General features: G+C 48.9%; 10 protein-coding genes, 14 tRNA genes, 2 rRNA genes and 4 pseudogenes. 24 read left to right on the top strand and 6 right to left on the bottom strand.

Annotated features, from left to right (window positions below; translation table 11 throughout):
* The first annotated feature begins 2 nt into the window (after positions 1-2).
* Together fabL and EPH95_RS17485 are read left to right on the top strand one after the other, a co-directional pair.
* Complete coding sequence (gene fabL / locus EPH95_RS17480) at positions 3-758, top strand: enoyl-[acyl-carrier-protein] reductase FabL (RefSeq protein ID WP_142091251.1); 756 nt, start codon at positions 3-5, stop codon at positions 756-758.
* A 58-nt stretch (positions 759-816) separates the two neighbouring features.
* Positions 817-996, top strand: a complete 180-nt coding sequence (locus EPH95_RS17485) for a hypothetical protein (protein WP_142091252.1) — start codon at positions 817-819, stop codon at positions 994-996.
* A 59-nt stretch (positions 997-1055) separates the two neighbouring features.
* Here the strand turns inward: EPH95_RS17485 and EPH95_RS17490 are convergent.
* Positions 1056-2011 (bottom strand): annotated as a pseudogene (locus EPH95_RS17490) (arsenic resistance protein).
* Between the two features lie 169 nt (positions 2012-2180).
* On the opposite strand from EPH95_RS17490, the pseudogene EPH95_RS17495 reads away from it, so the two are divergent.
* Positions 2181-2704: pseudogene (locus EPH95_RS17495) on the top strand (DUF402 domain-containing protein).
* A 14-nt stretch (positions 2705-2718) separates the two neighbouring features.
* On the opposite strand, the gene EPH95_RS17500 reads toward EPH95_RS17495, so the two are convergent.
* The 4 genes and pseudogenes from EPH95_RS17500 to EPH95_RS17510 form a co-directional block, all read right to left on the bottom strand.
* Complete coding sequence (locus tag EPH95_RS17500; RefSeq protein ID WP_142091253.1) at positions 2719-3792, bottom strand: FUSC family protein; 1074 nt, start codon at positions 3790-3792, stop codon at positions 2719-2721.
* On the bottom strand, positions 3767-4930 hold the full coding sequence (locus tag EPH95_RS17505; protein ID WP_160141838.1) for a GTPase family protein: 1164 nt from the start codon (positions 4928-4930) through the stop codon (positions 3767-3769). Before EPH95_RS17505 ends, EPH95_RS17500 begins: the two co-directional genes overlap by 26 nt.
* Positions 4894-5091, bottom strand: a complete 198-nt coding sequence (locus tag EPH95_RS19010; protein WP_160141839.1) for a hypothetical protein — start codon at positions 5089-5091, stop codon at positions 4894-4896. Before EPH95_RS19010 ends, EPH95_RS17505 begins: the two co-directional genes overlap by 37 nt.
* A gap of 18 nt (positions 5092-5109) precedes the next feature.
* Positions 5110-6404: pseudogene (locus EPH95_RS17510) on the bottom strand (glutamate-1-semialdehyde 2,1-aminomutase).
* A 124-nt stretch (positions 6405-6528) separates the two neighbouring features.
* Here EPH95_RS17510 and bcp point away from each other — a divergent pair.
* From bcp to perR, 3 genes are all read left to right on the top strand, one after another.
* Entirely contained in the window at positions 6529-6999 is a 471-nt protein-coding gene (gene bcp / locus EPH95_RS17515) for a thioredoxin-dependent thiol peroxidase (RefSeq protein ID WP_264371966.1), read from the top strand.
* Positions 7000-7167: 168 nt separating this feature from the next.
* Entirely contained in the window at positions 7168-7476 is a 309-nt protein-coding gene (locus tag EPH95_RS17520; RefSeq protein WP_142091256.1) for a cyclic-di-AMP receptor, read from the top strand.
* 108 nt (positions 7477-7584) lie between these two features.
* Complete coding sequence (gene perR / locus EPH95_RS17525) at positions 7585-8028, top strand: peroxide-responsive transcriptional repressor PerR (protein ID WP_142091674.1); 444 nt, start codon at positions 7585-7587, stop codon at positions 8026-8028.
* 51 nt (positions 8029-8079) lie between these two features.
* On the opposite strand, the gene EPH95_RS17530 is transcribed toward perR, so the two are convergent.
* Positions 8080-8424 (bottom strand): YgzB family protein, encoded by a 345-nt coding sequence (locus EPH95_RS17530; protein ID WP_227003970.1) that lies wholly within the window; start codon positions 8422-8424, stop codon positions 8080-8082.
* Positions 8425-8924: 500 nt separating this feature from the next.
* Between EPH95_RS17530 and EPH95_RS17535 the strand changes: the two genes are divergently transcribed.
* The 18 genes and pseudogenes from EPH95_RS17535 to EPH95_RS17620 all read left to right on the top strand — a co-directional run bounded on the left by EPH95_RS17535 (position 8925) and on the right by EPH95_RS17620 (position 16368).
* Positions 8925-10484 (top strand): 16S ribosomal RNA (locus EPH95_RS17535).
* A gap of 195 nt (positions 10485-10679) precedes the next feature.
* A 23S ribosomal RNA gene (locus EPH95_RS17540) occupies positions 10680-14053 on the top strand.
* Together the 16S and 23S rRNA genes with 11 tRNA genes alongside form the textbook arrangement of a ribosomal RNA operon.
* 141 nt (positions 14054-14194) lie before the next feature.
* Positions 14195-14269, top strand: a tRNA-Asn gene (locus tag EPH95_RS17545).
* A 4-nt stretch (positions 14270-14273) separates the two neighbouring features.
* Positions 14274-14364: transfer RNA gene (locus EPH95_RS17550), tRNA-Ser, on the top strand.
* An 81-nt stretch (positions 14365-14445) separates the two neighbouring features.
* A tRNA-Glu gene (locus EPH95_RS17555) sits at positions 14446-14520 on the top strand.
* 13 nt (positions 14521-14533) lie between these two features.
* Positions 14534-14610: transfer RNA gene (locus EPH95_RS17560), tRNA-Met, on the top strand.
* A 72-nt stretch (positions 14611-14682) separates the two neighbouring features.
* Positions 14683-14758, top strand: a tRNA-Asp gene (locus tag EPH95_RS17565).
* A 10-nt stretch (positions 14759-14768) separates the two neighbouring features.
* Positions 14769-14844 (top strand) — tRNA-Phe (locus EPH95_RS17570).
* Positions 14845-14852: 8 nt separating this feature from the next.
* Positions 14853-14928 (top strand) — tRNA-Thr (locus EPH95_RS17575).
* A gap of 77 nt (positions 14929-15005) precedes the next feature.
* Positions 15006-15091, top strand: a tRNA-Tyr gene (locus tag EPH95_RS17580).
* Positions 15092-15094: 3 nt separating this feature from the next.
* Positions 15095-15168: transfer RNA gene (locus EPH95_RS17585), tRNA-Trp, on the top strand.
* Positions 15169-15180: 12 nt separating this feature from the next.
* Positions 15181-15256 (top strand) — tRNA-His (locus EPH95_RS17590).
* 4 nt (positions 15257-15260) lie between these two features.
* Positions 15261-15335: transfer RNA gene (locus EPH95_RS17595), tRNA-Gln, on the top strand.
* Between the two features lie 3 nt (positions 15336-15338).
* Positions 15339-15413 (top strand): annotated as a pseudogene (locus EPH95_RS17600).
* An 8-nt stretch (positions 15414-15421) separates the two neighbouring features.
* A tRNA-Cys gene (locus EPH95_RS17605) sits at positions 15422-15496 on the top strand.
* 3 nt (positions 15497-15499) lie between these two features.
* Positions 15500-15590, top strand: a tRNA-Leu gene (locus tag EPH95_RS17610).
* 103 nt (positions 15591-15693) lie between these two features.
* Positions 15694-16206, top strand: a complete 513-nt coding sequence (locus EPH95_RS17615) for a dUTP diphosphatase (protein ID WP_142091257.1) — start codon at positions 15694-15696, stop codon at positions 16204-16206.
* Positions 16207-16283: 77 nt separating this feature from the next.
* A tRNA-Leu gene (locus tag EPH95_RS17620) sits at positions 16284-16368 on the top strand.
* The last annotated feature ends 348 nt before the right edge of the window (positions 16369-16716 follow it).

The raw sequence follows: 16716 nt of genomic DNA on the forward strand, positions 1-16716 counted from the left end.
TGATGGAAAATAAAAACAAAGTGGCACTCGTTACAGGGTCCAGCCGCGGAATCGGAAGAGAAGCAGCGATCCGCCTGGCGAAAGAGGGGTATGACGTTGCCATTCACTACGCGCGCAGCAAAAAAGGGGCGGAAGAAACCGCCAGGCAGGTAGAAGAGCACGGTTCTAAAGCGTTTATCGTGAAAGCAAACGTAAGCAAAAAAGAAAAAATCGATGAGATGTTTGCAACCCTCGAAGAGGAATTCGGCAGATTGGATGTATTTGTGAACAATGCTGCTTCCGGTGTTTTGCGACCGGCGATGGAACTCGAGGAAAACCATTGGGACTGGACAATGAATATTAATGCAAAAGCTTTGCTGTTTTGTGCGCAAAGGGCGGTTCCGCTGATGGAAAAGAACGGCGGCGGACGGATGGTTAGCCTAACGTCCATAGGCTCCATTCGCGTCTTGGATCATTATTCTGCCGTCGGTGTCTCAAAAGCAGCATTAGAATCGCTAACCCGCTATTTAGCGGTGGAATTGGCCGAGAAAAATATCCGTGTAAATGCGGTTTCCGGAGGAATTGTGGACACCGATGCATTGGCCCATTTCCCGAATCGGGATGAATTATTGGAAGACTCCCGTGCGAAAACCCCTGCAGGAAGGCTCGTGGAACGGTCCGACCTTGCGGATGCAGTCCTATTTTTATTGTCTGACCGGGCATCCATGATTCGGGGGCAAACGATTGTTGTAGATGGCGGAATCTCTCTCTGTATATAAAATTTTTGTATATTCTTCTTACCTCCGGGCATGTTAAGAAACGTGGAGGTGATTAGAGATGGCAAGACAAAACCAAAACCAAAATCAACAGCGCCAAAACCAGCAGCAGAACAATCAGCAAAACCAGAACCAACAGAATCAAAACCAGCAAAACAACCAGCAAAACAACCAACAGAACAGACAGCAAAACAGAGAACAAAACAGACAACAAAACCAACAAAACAACAACAATCAATAAGCTTCAGAAGCGAAATGGGAGCGTCCTTTATCGGATGGCTCCCATTTTTGTTTGCACGATTACAGATGCGACCACTTTTCCCTTTTCATAAGTAACAGCTTGGATACAACGGCGAGTAAGGGCAGTTCAATAAGCGGCCCGATGACCAAAGCCAACGCAACCAAAGGCTCTTCCGGAAAAGCAGTGATCGCGATAGCCAAAGAAACGGGAGAATTTCTTGCAATAATCGTTAAATGAAAACTCGCGGCATCTGCATAGGTGAAGTTCAGGATCCGGCTAATCCCACGCCCGATACCATAATTAATAAAGAAAAAAATGAGAATCGGGATGAATAAGAGAAAAAGCAGTTCAAGATTATTGAGCAAATAAGACCCTTGAGAAGCGAACATGGCGATGATTGCTAATGATAAAAAGAAGATCTGTCCGTTTGCGAAAAATGGTACCCATGTTTTTTCGAATGTCCTTCTATTTTTAAGCAAATAACGTGTAAGGTGGGCAGCAGCAAAAGGCAAGGCTAAAACGAGAATGACGCTTTCCAGGATTGTAGTGAATTCGGCCATTTCCATCGTTCCCGCGAAAATGAGCAAATACACAGGAAGAAGGAGTAATTGCAGAACGAGATTGATCGGAAGAACAGAGGCCGATAGCGGAACATTACCCTTGGCAATCCCTGTAAATACTAAATACCAGTCGGTGCATGGCGTTACCATCAACATGATAAACCCGATCCACAGCGCGGGGTGGTCGGCGAGGAAGATCGCGCCCAACCCCATGCCAACATCGGTGTCCATATAAAGTTGACGATCGTGTTCGCACTTAAAAACTTAAGGTTTCGAAAAGCGCTTTTTATTTGGCGAAGAGGGATGGATAGAAATATCCCATACAACATGAGCAAAAGAAACGGTGTAATGAAAAGCGCTGCATATTGTTCGATAACCGGGAGTTGTCCCAGTAACAATCCAACACCTACAGCAATTAAAATAATAAACGTTTGCAATTTTTCCAATCTCCCCATATAACCGCACCTTCTTAGCCCGTAAATGTGTGTTTATTTCCAGCAGCCTTTCGACGACCAGTATAGCCATCATGTATAATGCTGATCAAGGCTGAGTGACCTAACGCCTTTTTTAGCTGTGACGAAGATTCATTGGAACGCATTTTTTATAGATAAAGGGGTAAATCATATGCTTCCGGGAGTAGGAGAAACCATGGAAATTCAAAGTTACAAACATAATGGCAGGTTGCATCGCATTTGGAAAGCGTCCACGATTTTAAAAAAAACGTCAAAAGAGATCATTGGAGGAAATGACCGAACCATTGTGAGAGAAAGCAATGGCTTTGAATGGAGAACGAGAGAGCCGGCGATTTTTTATTTTCATTATCACCACTGGTTTAACGCCATCGCGATGATTCGGAGCGATGGAATCCATTATTACTGTAACATTAGTTCTCCTTGTCTCGCTGACCAAGAAGCACTGAAATATATTGATTATGATTTGGACGTAAAAATAACGCCGGATCATACGATCCGACTGTTGGATGAAGACGAATATGAGAAACATCGCAAAGAAATGGCTTATGCCCGGATGTAGAGCGAAAAATTGCCGAGGGGCTCCACGAGCTCAAACATTGGATTTACGCCGGGAAAGGTCCGTTTTCCAAACCTTTCGTTGAATATTGGTACGAACAATTTCTTTTTTATCGCTAATTCGATCGGAAATTTCAATTTTCATCTTCTTGATGATAGGTGAAATAGCTTTCCAGCAGCCGATCCAAGTGGTCCAGTTGCGAATTATATTCGATAATGTAGGCGATTAGCGGAAGCAGGTTCAGCCACTCTTCCCGGCTGAGTTCCTGATAATCATACGAATTCATAAATGACTCTGTTAATGACTCATTGCCTTCATCTGCTTCCTCGCTCATAAAATCAGTCATTTGCGTCGTCACCTTCCCGGAATAACGCGCCATGATTCGTCCGTGATAATTGGTAAGGTGATCGAGCTGTTGTTGGACGAGCCGTTGCATATGTTCGGGAAGATGATAAAAATCGTTCTCCCTTTTATCGAGGGAGCCGAGTACATGGATAAGTTGTCGCGTGGCTGTCAGCATCTCCCGAAAAAGAACAAGTTTCCTAGCTTTTGCAAATTTGTTGTTCCTGAAGTAATTGCGTTCTTCTTTATAAAATAAATAAAGCTGGTCCAGTTCCACGAGTTTATCGTGAGATTCCTCCAAGTCTTCCCGCCTTGCTTGAACATTCGTATCCTGCCGTGTGATTAACCGGATCCAACGGGCGGCGTTTTCAGTCGTGGCGAAAATTTCGTCGTATAATTTATTTTCATACTTTGGCGGCAAGAAAAACAAGTTCACGAGAAAAGCCGAAAAGACACCGAGCATGATTAAAGAAAAACGGGATAGGGCGAACAGGGCGTATCCGTCATCGGGGGTTTGACCGGGACCTTGTCCCATGATGATCACAATCGTTACAAGCGTAACCGGTATCGTGGAGGAGTCCAGGCCGAGCCTAAGGATGATGGCGATTGCAATCATGACCACGACACCGATCACGAAAGGCTCGTGACCAAAGGCAAGTCCGAAAATAACCGCCAAAGCAGCCCCGATAAAATTTGCTTGAACTTGATGGAGAATCCTTTGATACGTACGGTAAATGGATGGCTGGATCGTCAGCCCCGCCGTCAGCCCTGCAAAAAACGCAGGCTCCAATCCGAGTAAATGCGCAGCATAAAGGGCGAGTATAACAGCCAATCCCGTCTTAAAAATACGGGCGCCAAATTTCATAGAACAGCGGCGCTCCTTTCATACTGGAAGTGAGAGGTGAATGATGGGAGGTGCAAGAGGATTCACCTCTCATCCGATTCATCGGCCGGTGGTTCTGATTGGTTTTTATAAGCTTCCTTTGCCTCGTGGACCGGACGCTTTTCGATGAAGTAAACGATGGCAGCTCTGCACAACCCCATGTAGCTGTTGCTGCCAATGTTCCGGAGATGGCATGGCCGGCGACTGGGAACGTCACTTTGCTTAATGATCTTGCTAATTGGCGAAACGCGAAAGCTGTACCGACATTGGCACCTATTGCTCCCAAAAACTCGGCCATCGATTTTCGGTCCAATTTTCTCCCTGATACGTAAGCAATCCCGGCGATCATGGACATTTGCATCCCGGTAATGACCGGCAAGTCTGCGAGTGGGATCGGTTGGGCGCCAACGCCGCCGGTGATCGCGGATGCACTTTTCCCGATTGTTTTGGCAATGCGGACTTGAATCGTTTTTGCCTGTGTAATGCGTGCCCACTGCATCCACGTGCTACTCGGCAGCTGTTCGAGCAAAAAATCGATCAGTTCATCAATTTTCCAACGTCGGTCATAGACCATTTCTCCATTTTTAAAGGCGATATAAGCGCAAACCGGAAGGGTGCCTGCAACTTCGGGCAAATGCTTTTTCAACATATGCTCCATATGGTTGCTCGCTTGCCCGATATTGGCAACCTTTTCTTCTTCAAAGGGAGGGTCAGTATCATACACAGGATCAAGCTCATCTACTTGTGTGACAATCCCGATCACCGGAGGCAGGTAATCATGTTTCTTGTTAATCATTTCCCGAAGTTTTTTTAACTGCTCAATATCTTCAGTAACACGGGCGTCTACCTCTTTTGCTTTCACAAGAAATAAAATGGCGTCTGGATAGCGGGAGGATAAGGCTTCCTCCCAGGTATCTTGTTCAGCATGGGGGAAGTGTGTTTTATCCCCTTCCCCGAACCCCCGTGTATCCAACACTTCCATGACGGCTTTTTGGGCGTTATTTTTGTACGTATGCCAAGATCCGCGTTCGGTCTCGGCGGTAACAGCGCCGATCTCAGCTACCGGCGCTTGAAAAATAGCATTTACGAGGGTCGATTTCCCCGCGCCTCGCCTGCCCACAATGGCAAAACGAGGGGGCGCGATTCCACAAAGAGTTCTTCGAGCCGTTCTAACTCTCCGGAGACACGTTTTTGGATAGGGGAAGGTAATTTAGGCATTACTTTTTTCCGGAATAAGCGTAACGGTTCCTCCAAATATTCTTTCTGTTCGTCTTCAGGCATAAGTGTCATCCCTTCTAATCAGGAATTTTTAATTGCTTGAAAAGCGGTTTCAGCTGCATCTAGAGTCGCGGCTATAGCTTCTTGCGTATGCGCGCTCGTCAAAAACCAGGCTTCGAACTTGGAGGGGGCGAGGTGAATCCCCTGTTCCAACATGGAATGGAAAAATATTGAAAAATGCTCGCCATTTGTGGCATCTGCATCGTCATAGTTTTTCACAGGCTTGGAGGTGAAATACAAGGTAAGCGCCCCTGTTTTACGATTGATCTGTACGGGCACTTGAGCGTTGGTCGCGATATTCTGCAATCCGTCTTCAAGCTGTTTCCCTAGTGTTTCCAGTTTATCATATAATTGCTTGTCCTCCAGTACTTCGAGGCAAGCGATACCTGCGTTCATAGAGGCGGGGTTTCCTGCCATTGTCCCCGCTTGATAGGCTGGTCCCAACGGGGCTACTTCTTCCATGATGTCCACTTTCCCCCGTAAGCGCCGATCGGCAGTCCGCCGCCAATAATTTTTCCCATCGCCGTTAAATCGGGATAAACTCCGAGAAGATCTTGGGCTGCTCCGTAGTGAAAGCGAAAGGCTGAGATCACTTCATCGTAAATGACAAGCGCACCGGCATCATGTGTCATTTCGTTAACTTTTTCAAGAAAGCCGGGTTCGGGTTCCACGATACCGAAATTGCCGACGATCGGTTCAACGAGTACAGCAGCAATGTCATCGCCGAAAGTCTCGAGCGCTTCTCGGTAGCTTTTAACGTCATTAAAAGGAACCGTGATAATTTCTTCTGCTGTATTACTCGTAACCCCGCTTGAATCCGGAGAACCCAATGTTGCGGGGCCCGAGCCGGCAGCGACAAGAACCGGATCGGAATGTCCGTGATAGCATCCGGCAAATTTAATGATTTTATCCCGTCCGGTGTAGGCGCGCGCGACACGAATCGTCGTCATCACCGCTTCTGTGCCGGAATTGACGAAGCGAACTTTTTCGAGGGAAGGGATGGCATCCTTTAATTTTTTTGCAAAATGGTTTTCCAAGGATGTGGGGGTGCCGAGAAGGACACCGGATTGCGCCGCATTCGTAATCGCTTGTGTAATGTGCGGATGGGCATGCCCGGTAATGATTGGTCCGTAACCGCCAATATAGTCAATATAGGCGTTTCCGTCCACATCATAGAGGTAAGCGCCTTTCCCTTTTTCCATAAAGATGGGAGTACCTCCGGAAACGCCTTTGAAAGCGCGAGAAGGACTGTTCACTCCGCCAACGATATGTGCTTCCGCTTCTTTATATAGTTCTTTTGAGTGCTGAATGTTCATTGTTCATACCTCCGATTCGATCACTTACTCTACCTATTCTAGCAGACAATGATTAGACAAAGCATGGATGAAGGAGGCATAATGGAAGAAGAAGTAGATATAAAGCGAGAAGGAGATGGGATACGTGGAATTGACAAGTAAGCAAGCCCCTGATTTCACATTGCAAGCAAACGACGGTTCGGAAGTGACGTTAAGCGATTATCAAGGACAAACGGTAGTATTGTATTTTTATCCGAAAGACATGACCCCGGGTTGTACGACACAAGCATGTGATTTCAGGGATGCGATTTCCGATCTACAAGAAGAAAATGTCGTCGTCCTTGGCGTTAGCCCTGACCCAATCGAAAAACATGAAAAATTTGCAAGTAAACATGAACTCCCGTTCTTGTTGTTATCAGATCCGGACCAAGATGCTGCGAATAAATATGGAGTTTGGCAATTGAAAAAGAACTTCGGGAAAGAATCCATGGGGATTGTTCGCTCCACATTTGTCATAGACCCGGACGGGATTGTTACAAAGGAATGGCGAAAGGTTCGTGTGGGTGGCCATGTAGATGAAGTTCGCGCTTATTTGACAGAAAAGAGCGGTGCGTAGCAGAAAATCGGGCATCCCCCGGTACGGTTTTTGCTATACTATAATAAGGGATCGGAAGATCTTGACGGAATAATATAATAAACCGGGGTTGCCGCCGAGTTGGCGGAAGCCTTCGTTTTATCTTTTAGCTCTTTATGATAATTACCTTTGCGTGGGGAGATGGAGCTGATGAAATTATTCGTATGCATTGTCAATGATGTATACCGGGATCATATGGAAAACAGGTTGCAAAACGAAGGCTTCCGCATTACGGAGTTGGCGAGTAGCGGCGGTTTTCGCCGCAAGGGCAATACAACGTTTTTAATCGGTTGCAATGAGCGGGACGTTGAGCAACTGAAACAATCGATGAAGGACGCCTGCCTTCAATTAGAGAAAAAAAAGAACATCGAAGGGCGCCAACGATATCGTTATACGTCCTTTATGTTGAACACCTCCGAAGGCGAAGACTGGTTGTCCCTATATAATGATGAATCATAAGCAAAGAAAAGAAATCCTTTTCGTTGACAACCAACATTGTATTCCGTTAAAGTTAAATTATATATTATATTGGAACAATTGTTATTGAAAGAGGGGTGCATGACGACGATGGAGAATGAAAATCTTCAAAAGGCGGTTGAATCGTTGAAAGCAGCTAAAGTTCGAATGACGCCGCAACGTCATGCGATTTTAGAATTTATGTTCGAAACCATGAGCCACCCTACTGCGGATGAAATTTATAAAGCGCTTGAGGAAAAGTTTCCGAATATGAGCGTAGCGACGGTATATAATAATCTTCGTGTATTTAAGGAAGTCGGTATTGTTAATGAATTGACATACGGTGATTCTTCCAGCCGATTTGATGCAGCAACGGATACCCATTACCACATCATCTGCAAAGATTGCGGGAAGATCGTTGATTTTCATTACCCTGTTTTGGATGAAGTGGAAACGTTGGCAGAGCATGTCACAAATTTCCAAGTTGATTCCCACCGGATGGAGATATACGGAAAATGTCCATCATGTGCAAGCAAGGAACCGGTTCACTTATAAAAAAGCCCCGCATCCATTATAGATGCAGGGCTTTTATTATAGGGGCAACCGCTATGATTGGAAGTTTTTGCGGTTATAGCGAGCGTCCAATTCTTTCCCTTCCAAATTAGGGTCAATGGTTAACGGTTCGTCACAATGCATGCAAGCATCTGCCCGTCCAAGTATTTTCGTTTGTTTTTCACAGTTGGGGCAATTGACATGAATCGTTTGCGTTGATTTTATGCCGATCCATAAATAGACAAGGGAACTGGATATAACGGATAAAAATCCGATGATCATCGCGATAGACATTAGAATAGGGTTGTTGCTGAATACGAAGATGGCAATGTACATAATAAATATTCCGATGAATATTAAAGCCATCGCAAATGTACGAATCCGGTTGATTTTTGCCACGGTGTTACCTCCTTGCTTTCGATCCGACACGTTTTGGGTCTTGTCTCTATTGTATCACATCTTGTTAACGTTAAACCATTACTGCTTATGCAGGAACGCAAAGGAATTTCAGTACGTTCATTGTTTTGAAACATGATGGGGCGGGTGCTGCAATAATTAGGGTCTAACTGTTCAGGTTGTTCCCGGGAAAAATTTATAAAAAGAAAAATGATAGAAGCAGTTGACGACCTTGCACCTACATGATATCTTAGTATTCGCGTCAACGGGAAAGGTTATATTAACAATTGACTTGTGATTACGCATTTGTTAATGTAAACGGGTCGCTTTGAGAAGCGCTAAAATATCTGTTGACACAAAAGATAACATTTGCTAGAATAAATGAGTCGCTTTAAACGGCGGCATTAACATTTGCCCTTTGAAAACTGAATGAAAAAGCCAAGCGAACGCAATGAAATAAAGCGAGTCAGCGCCGCACACCCCCGTGTGCGAAGCGAAACTTTTTTATGGAGAGTTTGATCCTGGCTCAGGACGAACGCTGGCGGCGTGCCTAATACATGCAAGTCGAGCGGGCCTTCCGGAGGTGCTTGCACCTCCGGAAGGCCAGCGGCGGACGGGTGAGTAACACGTGGGCAACCTGCCTTTGAGGCCGGGATAACACCGGGAAACCGGTGCTAATACCGGATGCGTCCGCTTTCGCGCCTGCGAGAGGGGAGAAAGACGGTCTTTAAGGCCGTCGCTCAAAGAGGGGCCCGCGGCGCATTAGCTCGTTGGTGGGGTAAGGGCCTACCAAGGCGACGATGCGTTGCCGACCTGAGAGGGTGATCGGCCACACTGGGACTGAGACACGGCCCAGACTCCTGCGGGAGGCAGCAGTAGGGAATCATCCGCAATGGGCGAAAGCCTGACGGTGCAACGCCGCGTGAGTGAGGAAGGTTTTCGGATCGTAAAGCTCTGTTGTGAGGGAAGAACAGCTTCCGGAGGAAATGCCGGAGGTTTGCCGGTACCTCACCAGAAAGCCCCGGCTAACTACGTGCCAGCAGCCGCGGTAATACGTAGGGGGCAAGCGTTGTCCGGAATTATTGGGCGTAAAGGGCACGCAGGCGGTACGGCAAGTCTGATGTGAAAGGCCGGCGCTCAACGCCGGAATGGCATTGGAAACTGTCGCACTTGAGTACAGAAGAGGAGAGTGGAATTCCACGTGTAGCGGTGAAATGCGTAGAGATGTGGAGGAACACCAGTGGCGAAGGCGACTCTCTGGTCTGTGACTGACGCTGAGGTGCGAAAGCGTGGGGAGCGAACAGGATTAGATACCCTGGTAGTCCACGCCGTAAACGTTGAGTGCTAGGTGTTAGGGGTTTCGATACCCGTAGTGCCGAAGCAAACGCAATAAGCACTCCGCCTGGGGAGTACGACCGCAAGGTTGAAACTCAAAGGAATTGACGGGGGCCCGCACAAGCGGTGGAGCATGTGGTTTAATTCGAAGCAACGCGAAGAACCTTACCAGGCCTTGACATCCTCTGGCCGCCTTGGAGACAAGGTTTTCCCTTTTGGGACAGAGTGACAGGTGGTGCATGGTTGTCGTCAGCTCGTGTCGTGAGATGTTGGGTTAAGTCCCGTAACGAGCGCAACCCTTGAATGTCGTTGCCAGCATTAAGTTGGGCACTCGACATTGACTGCCGGTGACAAACCGGAGGAAGGCGGGGATGACGTCAAATCATCATGCCCCTTATGGCCTGGGCGACACACGTGCTACAATGGACGGTACAATGGGCCGCGAAGCCGCGAGGTGGAGCCAATCCCCAGAAAAGCCGTTCTCAGTTCGGATTGCAGGCTGCAACTCGCCTGCATGAAGCTGGAATCGCTAGTAATCGCGGATCAGCATGCCGCGGTGAATACGTTCCCGGGCCTTGTACACACCGCCCGTCACACCACGAGAGCCGGCAACACCCGAAGTCGGTGAGGCAACCTTTGGGAGCCAGCCGCCGAAGGTGGGGCCGGTGATTGGGGTGAAGTCGTAACAAGGTATCCCTACCGGAAGGTGGGGATGGATCACCTCCTTTCTAAGGAGCCCATCGGCCTCTCCGAGCGAGAGGCCGGAGGCAAGCGCTTCGGCTTTTCATTCAGTTTTGAGCGGGCAACTGCTCAACCGACGTTCTTTGAAAACTGAATAACGCGAGAAAGCGAAAACGACACACACACCGGGTGTCACGAAGAGACACGAACGTGTTTCTTAGAAAAGACCCATTCCTGCATGTGGTTAAACAAGGAAGGGCGCACGGTGGATGCCTTGGCACTAGGCGCCGAAGAAGGACGGGACGAACACCGATATGCTTCGGGGAGCTGTAAGTATGCTTGGATCCGGAGATGTCCGAATGGGGGAACCCCTTCTCCGTCATGGGAGAAGATCATCTGCCCAACTAATTAAGCAGATGAAGGCAGACCCGGCGAACTGAAACATCTTAGTAGCCGGAGGAAGAGAAAGCAAACGCGATTTCCTGAGTAGCGGCGAGCGAAACGGAAGCGAGCCCAAACCGGACGGCTTGCCGTCCGGGGTTGAAGGACACGCCATACGGAGTGACAAAGGGGCGGCGTAGCGGAAGCGGCTTGGAACGGTCCGCCATAGCAGGTAAGAGCCCTGTACGCGAAACGCTGCCCTCTCCGGCGTGGATCCTGAGTACGGCGGGACACGAGAAACCCCGTCGGAAGCAGGGAGGCCCATCTCCCAAGGCTAAATACGACCTAGTGACCGATAGTGAACCAGTACCGTGAGGGAAAGGTGAAAAGCACCCCGGGAGGGGAGTGAAAGAGAACCTGAAACCGTGTGCCTACAGGTGGTCAGAGCCCGTTCATGGGTGATGGCGTGCCTTTTGTAGAATGAACCGGCGAGTGACGATGGCGTGCGAGGTTAAGTTGAAGAGACGGAGCCGCAGCGAAAGCGAGTCTGAAGTGGGCGCGAAGTACGTCGACGTCGACCCGAAACCGTGTGATCTACCCATGTCCAGGGTGAAGGTCGGGTAACACCGACTGGAGGCCCGAACCCACGTAAGTTGAAAATTACGGGGATGAGGGGTGGGTAGGGGTGAAATGCCAATCGAACACGGAGATAGCTGGTTCTCCCCGAAATAGCTTTAGGGCTAGCCTCGGAGGAAGAGTCCTGGAGGTAGAGCACGGATTGGATGAGGGGTCCCCACAGGATTACCGAGTTCAGTCAAACTCCGAATGCCAGCGACTTGGTTTCCGGGAGTCAGACGGCGAGTGCTAAGATCCGTCGTCAAGAGGGAAACAGCCCGGACCACCGGCTAAGGTCCCCAAGTATGGATTAAGTGGGAAAGGATGTGGCGTTGCTTAGACAACCAGGATGTTGGCTTAGAAGCAGCCATCATTGAAAGAGTGCGTAATAGCTCACTGGTCGAGTGACGCTGCGCCGAAAATGTACCGGGGCTAAATCCATCACCGAAGCCGTGGATTCCGGAGGTCAGATGTCAGAGGCCGGAAATCAGAGAAAAGAGGAACGAAAATGGCGAGCAGTTATCGAGAATTAAGAGTGTATCAACTATCTTATGATTTAGCACTTCATGTGCATCGATTAACGCAAAGCTTTCCAGCCTTCGAAAGGTATGAACTAGGGAGTCAACTAAGAAGAGCTGCAACATCCATACCTGTCAATATTGCCGAAGGATATGGCAAGAAAAGTTCTTTAGCTGACTTTAAACGATTTTTATTCATCGCCCAAGGTTCAAAAGATGAAGTGAAAGTTCTTCTTGAAATGGCCAAAGATCTCGAATACATCCCAAAGGAAGCATTTGATCGCCTTCTTCATCAATATGATGCATTGGGCAAGCAATTGTATCGAATGATCCAAAATTGGAAAACGTATTGATTTCTGTCTCTGGTTTTTCCGAATTCTGGTTTCTGATATCTGACCTCTGGAGTGGTAGGGGAGCGTTCGGTGTGCCGTGAAGGTCGACCGTGAGGACGGCTGGAGCGCACCGAAGTGAGAATGCCGGTATGAGTAGCGAAAAGAAGGGTGAGAATCCCTTCCGTCGAAAACCTAAGGTTTCCTGAGGAAGGCTCGTCCGCTCAGGGTTAGTCGGGGCCTAAGCCGAGGCCGAAAGGCGTAGGCGATGGATAACTGGTGGAAATTCCAGTACCACCGATGGCTGTCAGACCGAAGGGGGGACGCAGAAAGGTAGGGCGAGCGCGCTGATGGAGAAGCGCGTCGAAGCGACCGAGGCTGTTGGGCAGGCAAATCCGCCCAACGTGAAGGCTGAGGCGTGACCGCGAGGGAAATGAAGTACCGAAGTCCCCGATCCTCCGCTGCCGAGAAAAGCCTCTAGGAAGGGCATCGGTGCCCGTACCGCAAACCGACACAGGTAGGTGGGATGAGAATTCTAAGACGCGCGGGAGAACTCTCGTTAAGGAACTCGGCAAAATGACCCCGTAACTTCGGGAGAAGGGGTGCTCCTTGGGGTTGAAAGCCCCGGGGAGCCGCAGTGACAAGGCCCAAGCGACTGTTTACCAAAAACACAGGTCTCTGCGAAGTCGAAAGACGAAGTATAGGGGCTGACACCTGCCCGGTGCTGGAAGGTTAAGAGGAGGGCTTAGCGCTTAGGCGCGAAGGTCCGAATTGAAGCCCCAGTAAACGGCGGCCGTAACTATAACGGTCCTAAGGTAGCGAAATTCCTTGTCGGGTAAGTTCCGACCCGCACGAAAGGTGCAACGACTTGGGCACTGTCTCAACGAGAGACCCGGTGAAATTATATGACCTGTGAAGATGCAGGTCCCCCGCGACTGGACGGAAAGACCCCATGGAGCTTTACTGTAGCTTGATATTGGGTTTTCGTATCGCTTGTACAGGATAGGCAGGAGCCAAGGAACCCGGAGCGCCAGCTTCGGAGGAGGCGCCGGTGGGATACTGCCCTTGCGATATGAACATCCTAACCTCGAACCGTGAGCCGGTTCAGGGACAGTGTCTGGTGGGCAGTTTGACTGGGGCGGTCGCCTCCCAAACAGTAACGGAGGCGCCCCAAGGTTCCCTCAGAATGGTTGGAAATCATTCGCAGCGTGCAAAGGCAGAAGGGAGCTTGACTGCGAGACAGACAGGTCGAGCAGGGACGAAAGTCGGGCTTAGTGATCCGGCGGCACCGCATGGAAGGGCCGTCGCTCAACGGATAAAAGCTACCCTGGGGATAACAGGCTAATCTCCCCCAAGAGTCCACATCGACGGGGAGGTTTGGCACCTCGATGTCGGCTCATCGCATCCTGGGGCTGAAGTCGGTCCCAAGGGTTGGGCTGTTCGCCCATTAAAGCGGTACGCGAGCTGGGTTCAGAACGTCGTGAGACAGTTCGGTCCCTATCCGTCGCGGGCGCAGGAAATTTGAGAGGAGCTGTCCTTAGTACGAGAGGACCGGGATGGACACACCGCTGGTGTACCAGTTGTTCCGCCAGGAGCATGGCTGGGTAGCTACGTGTGGATCGGATAAGTGCTGAAAGCATCTAAGCACGAAGCCGGCCTCAAGATGAGATTTCCCGAGAGACCCCTTAAAGACGATAAGGTAGATAGGTCTGAGGTGGACGCGTGGCGACACGTGGAGCTGACAGATACTAATCGGTCCAACGGTTTATCCACCCGAATGGGGCTGCACCCGGGTGTCGATCGCTTAAGCGTTATTCAGTTTTGGGAGAATGTCTATCCTAAGTTTTAAAGAAATGCTTGAAAGTTATTGCAAAATGTACTAAAATAATGTTGGCTACTCGGTCAACAAGACATTCCACAGTAGCTCAGTGGTAGAGCAATCGGCTGTTAACCGATGGGTCGCTGGTTCGAATCCGGCCTGTGGAGCCATCATGGAGAGCTGTCCGAGTGGCTTAAGGAGCACGATTGGAAATCGTGTAGGCGGTAACCCCGTCTCGAGGGTTCGAATCCCTCGCTCTCCGCCATTACAGAAGTAAGAGTGCAGATGCCAGAATTCAGAAACTGATCGTTCTGACATCCCCTTTCCGACATCTGATATCGGTTATGGCCCGTTGGTCAAGGGGTTAAGACACCGCCCTTTCACGGCGGTAACGCGGGTTCGAATCCCGCACGGGTCACCATTTCTTTCTATATCGCGGGGTGGAGCAGTCAGGTAGCTCGTCGGGCTCATAACCCGGAGGCCGAAGGTTCGAATCCTTCCCCCGCAACCAAAATCATTTACGTTTTTACCACGAAACTGTTATTACATATTTAGCGAATGATTATCATTAATTAAATTAACTGGGCCTGTGGTGTAGCGGTTAACATGCCTGCCTGTCACGCAGGAGATCGCGGGTTCGAATCCCGTCAGGCCCGCCATATACTTATTGGCTCGATAGCTCAGTCGGTAGAGCAGTAGACTGAAAATCTACGTGTCGGCGGTTCGATTCCGTCTCGAGCCACCACTTTTTAGGCCGGTCTAGCTCAACTGGCAGAGCAACTGACTTGTAATCAGTAGGTTGGGGGTTCAAGTCCTCTGGCCGGCACCATTCCAGAATACAGAAATCAGAGACCAGAAGTCAGAAATAACTCGGATCTCCGGCATCTGATATCTGACATCCGATTTGGAGGAGTAGCGAAGTTGGCCAAACGCGGCGGACTGTAAATCCGCTCTCTCCGAGTTCGGCGGTTCGAATCCGTCCTCCTCCACCATTCAGGGGTATAGTTTAATGGCAAAACAGAGGTCTCCAAAACCTCGGATGTGGGTTCGATTCCTACTACCCCTGCCATTATCGCTGATGGCGGTTGTGGCGAAGAGGTTAACGCACCGGATTGTGGCTCCGGCATTCGTGGGTTCGAGTCCCATCAACCGCCCCATTATTGGGCCATAGCCAAGCGGTAAGGCATCAGGTTTTGGTCCTGAGATGCGCTGGTTCGAATCCAGCTGGCCCAGCCAAATGCGGGAGTAGTTCAGCGGTTGAACACCACCTTGCCAAGAAGGTGGGGATCACGAGTTCAAATCTCGTCTTCCGCTAAGTTTGTGGCGGCATAGCCAAGTGGTAAGGCAGGGGACTGCAAATCCTCTACGCCCCGGTTCAAATCCGGGTGCCGCCTCCATGTGCCGGGGTGGTGGAATTGGCAGACACACAGGACTTAAAATCCTGCGGTCGGTTATACGACCGTGCCGGTTCAAGTCCGGCCCTCGGCACCATTACGTATAAATACGCAATACGTTGATGAGCCGATCACCTCGTATATAAGGGTGATCGTTTTAACTTTCGGCTTTTCGCTTTTTAAAGAAAGAGGCTATATGTATGGAAATCCACGTTCCGGTGAAAAAAATAAACCCTAATGCAAAATTGCCGACTTATGGCAGTGATCAAGCTGCCGGCTTCGACTTATATGCTGCGGAGGAAGTAATTTTAGCTCCGGGTGAAACAAAATCAGTTAACTTGGGACTGGCTTTCGCAATCCCGAAAGGATACGAAATACAAATTAGACCTCGCAGTGGGAATTCCAAAAAAACAAAATTGCGGATATCCAATGCACCGGGTACGATTGATGCTGATTATCGAGGTGAAGTGGCAGTTCTTCTTGATAATACGTCTAATTTAAGTGATGGTACGGAAAAAGCCCTTTTTTCCATTAAAGGAGAAAAAGAGGAAAGCAATATTGTTTATTCTGAAGGTACTTACATCATTTATAAACATGACCGTATTGCACAAGGTGTTTTAACGGAGGTGCCCAGAGCGATATTTTCCGAAACTGATGTGCTGGAAGAAACTGTACGAGGCTCAGCCGGATTTGGATCAACAGGAATAAAATAAAGAAAAAATTTGTTAATCGACTTGAAACAAAGGCATCAAACATGCTATATTGTTACTTGTCGGTCATCACATTACAGGGCGATGTGGCGGAACTGGCAGACGCGCGCGACTCAAAATCGCGTTTCTTCGGAAGTGTGGGTTCGATTCCCACCATCGCCACCATTTAACGTACATACACCGATCTTGTCGTTAGCAAGTTCGGTTTTTTTGTGTTCAATATGATAGCAACAATATAAAGGCGAGGGCTCTTCTTACGAGGTGAGGAGTACATGCACCTTTAAATGAATAACCCCCTTTATTTGTGTGAAAATAACATAAAAGGGGGTTAGTCAATACATGTATATGTTTATACTCTTAACCATATTGCTGTTGGGTGTGCTGGGGTGGCATACGGATCATATGTTGTTGCTCGTGAACTGAGGGATAAAAAGTAACCTTTAACCCCGGTGGTAAATGCCCATAAAACTCCGGAGATAACGGTCGAGTAACACCTCTGATTGCGACGTACAG

This window comes from Salicibibacter halophilus (assembly GCF_006740705.1).
GTDB classification, from domain to species: Bacteria; Bacillota; Bacilli; order Bacillales; family Marinococcaceae; genus Salicibibacter; species Salicibibacter halophilus.

Bases quoted from the DNA above. Each gene is read 5' to 3' on its own strand.
- fabL (WP_142091251.1), top strand. From the start codon at position 3: ATGGAAAATAAAAACAAAGTGGCACTCGTTACAGGGTCCAGCCGCGGA.
- EPH95_RS17485 (WP_142091252.1), top strand. From the start codon at position 817: ATGGCAAGACAAAACCAAAACCAAAATCAACAGCGCCAAAACCAGCAG.
- EPH95_RS17500 (WP_142091253.1), bottom strand. From the start codon at position 3,792: ATGAAATTTGGCGCCCGTATTTTTAAGACGGGATTGGCTGTTATACTC.
- EPH95_RS19010 (WP_160141839.1), bottom strand. From the start codon at position 5,091: ATGCCTGAAGACGAACAGAAAGAATATTTGGAGGAACCGTTACGCTTA.
- EPH95_RS17520 (WP_142091256.1), top strand. From the start codon at position 7,168: ATGAAATTATTCGTATGCATTGTCAATGATGTATACCGGGATCATATG.
- perR (WP_142091674.1), top strand. From the start codon at position 7,585: ATGGAGAATGAAAATCTTCAAAAGGCGGTTGAATCGTTGAAAGCAGCT.
- EPH95_RS17615 (WP_142091257.1), top strand. From the start codon at position 15,694: ATGGAAATCCACGTTCCGGTGAAAAAAATAAACCCTAATGCAAAATTG.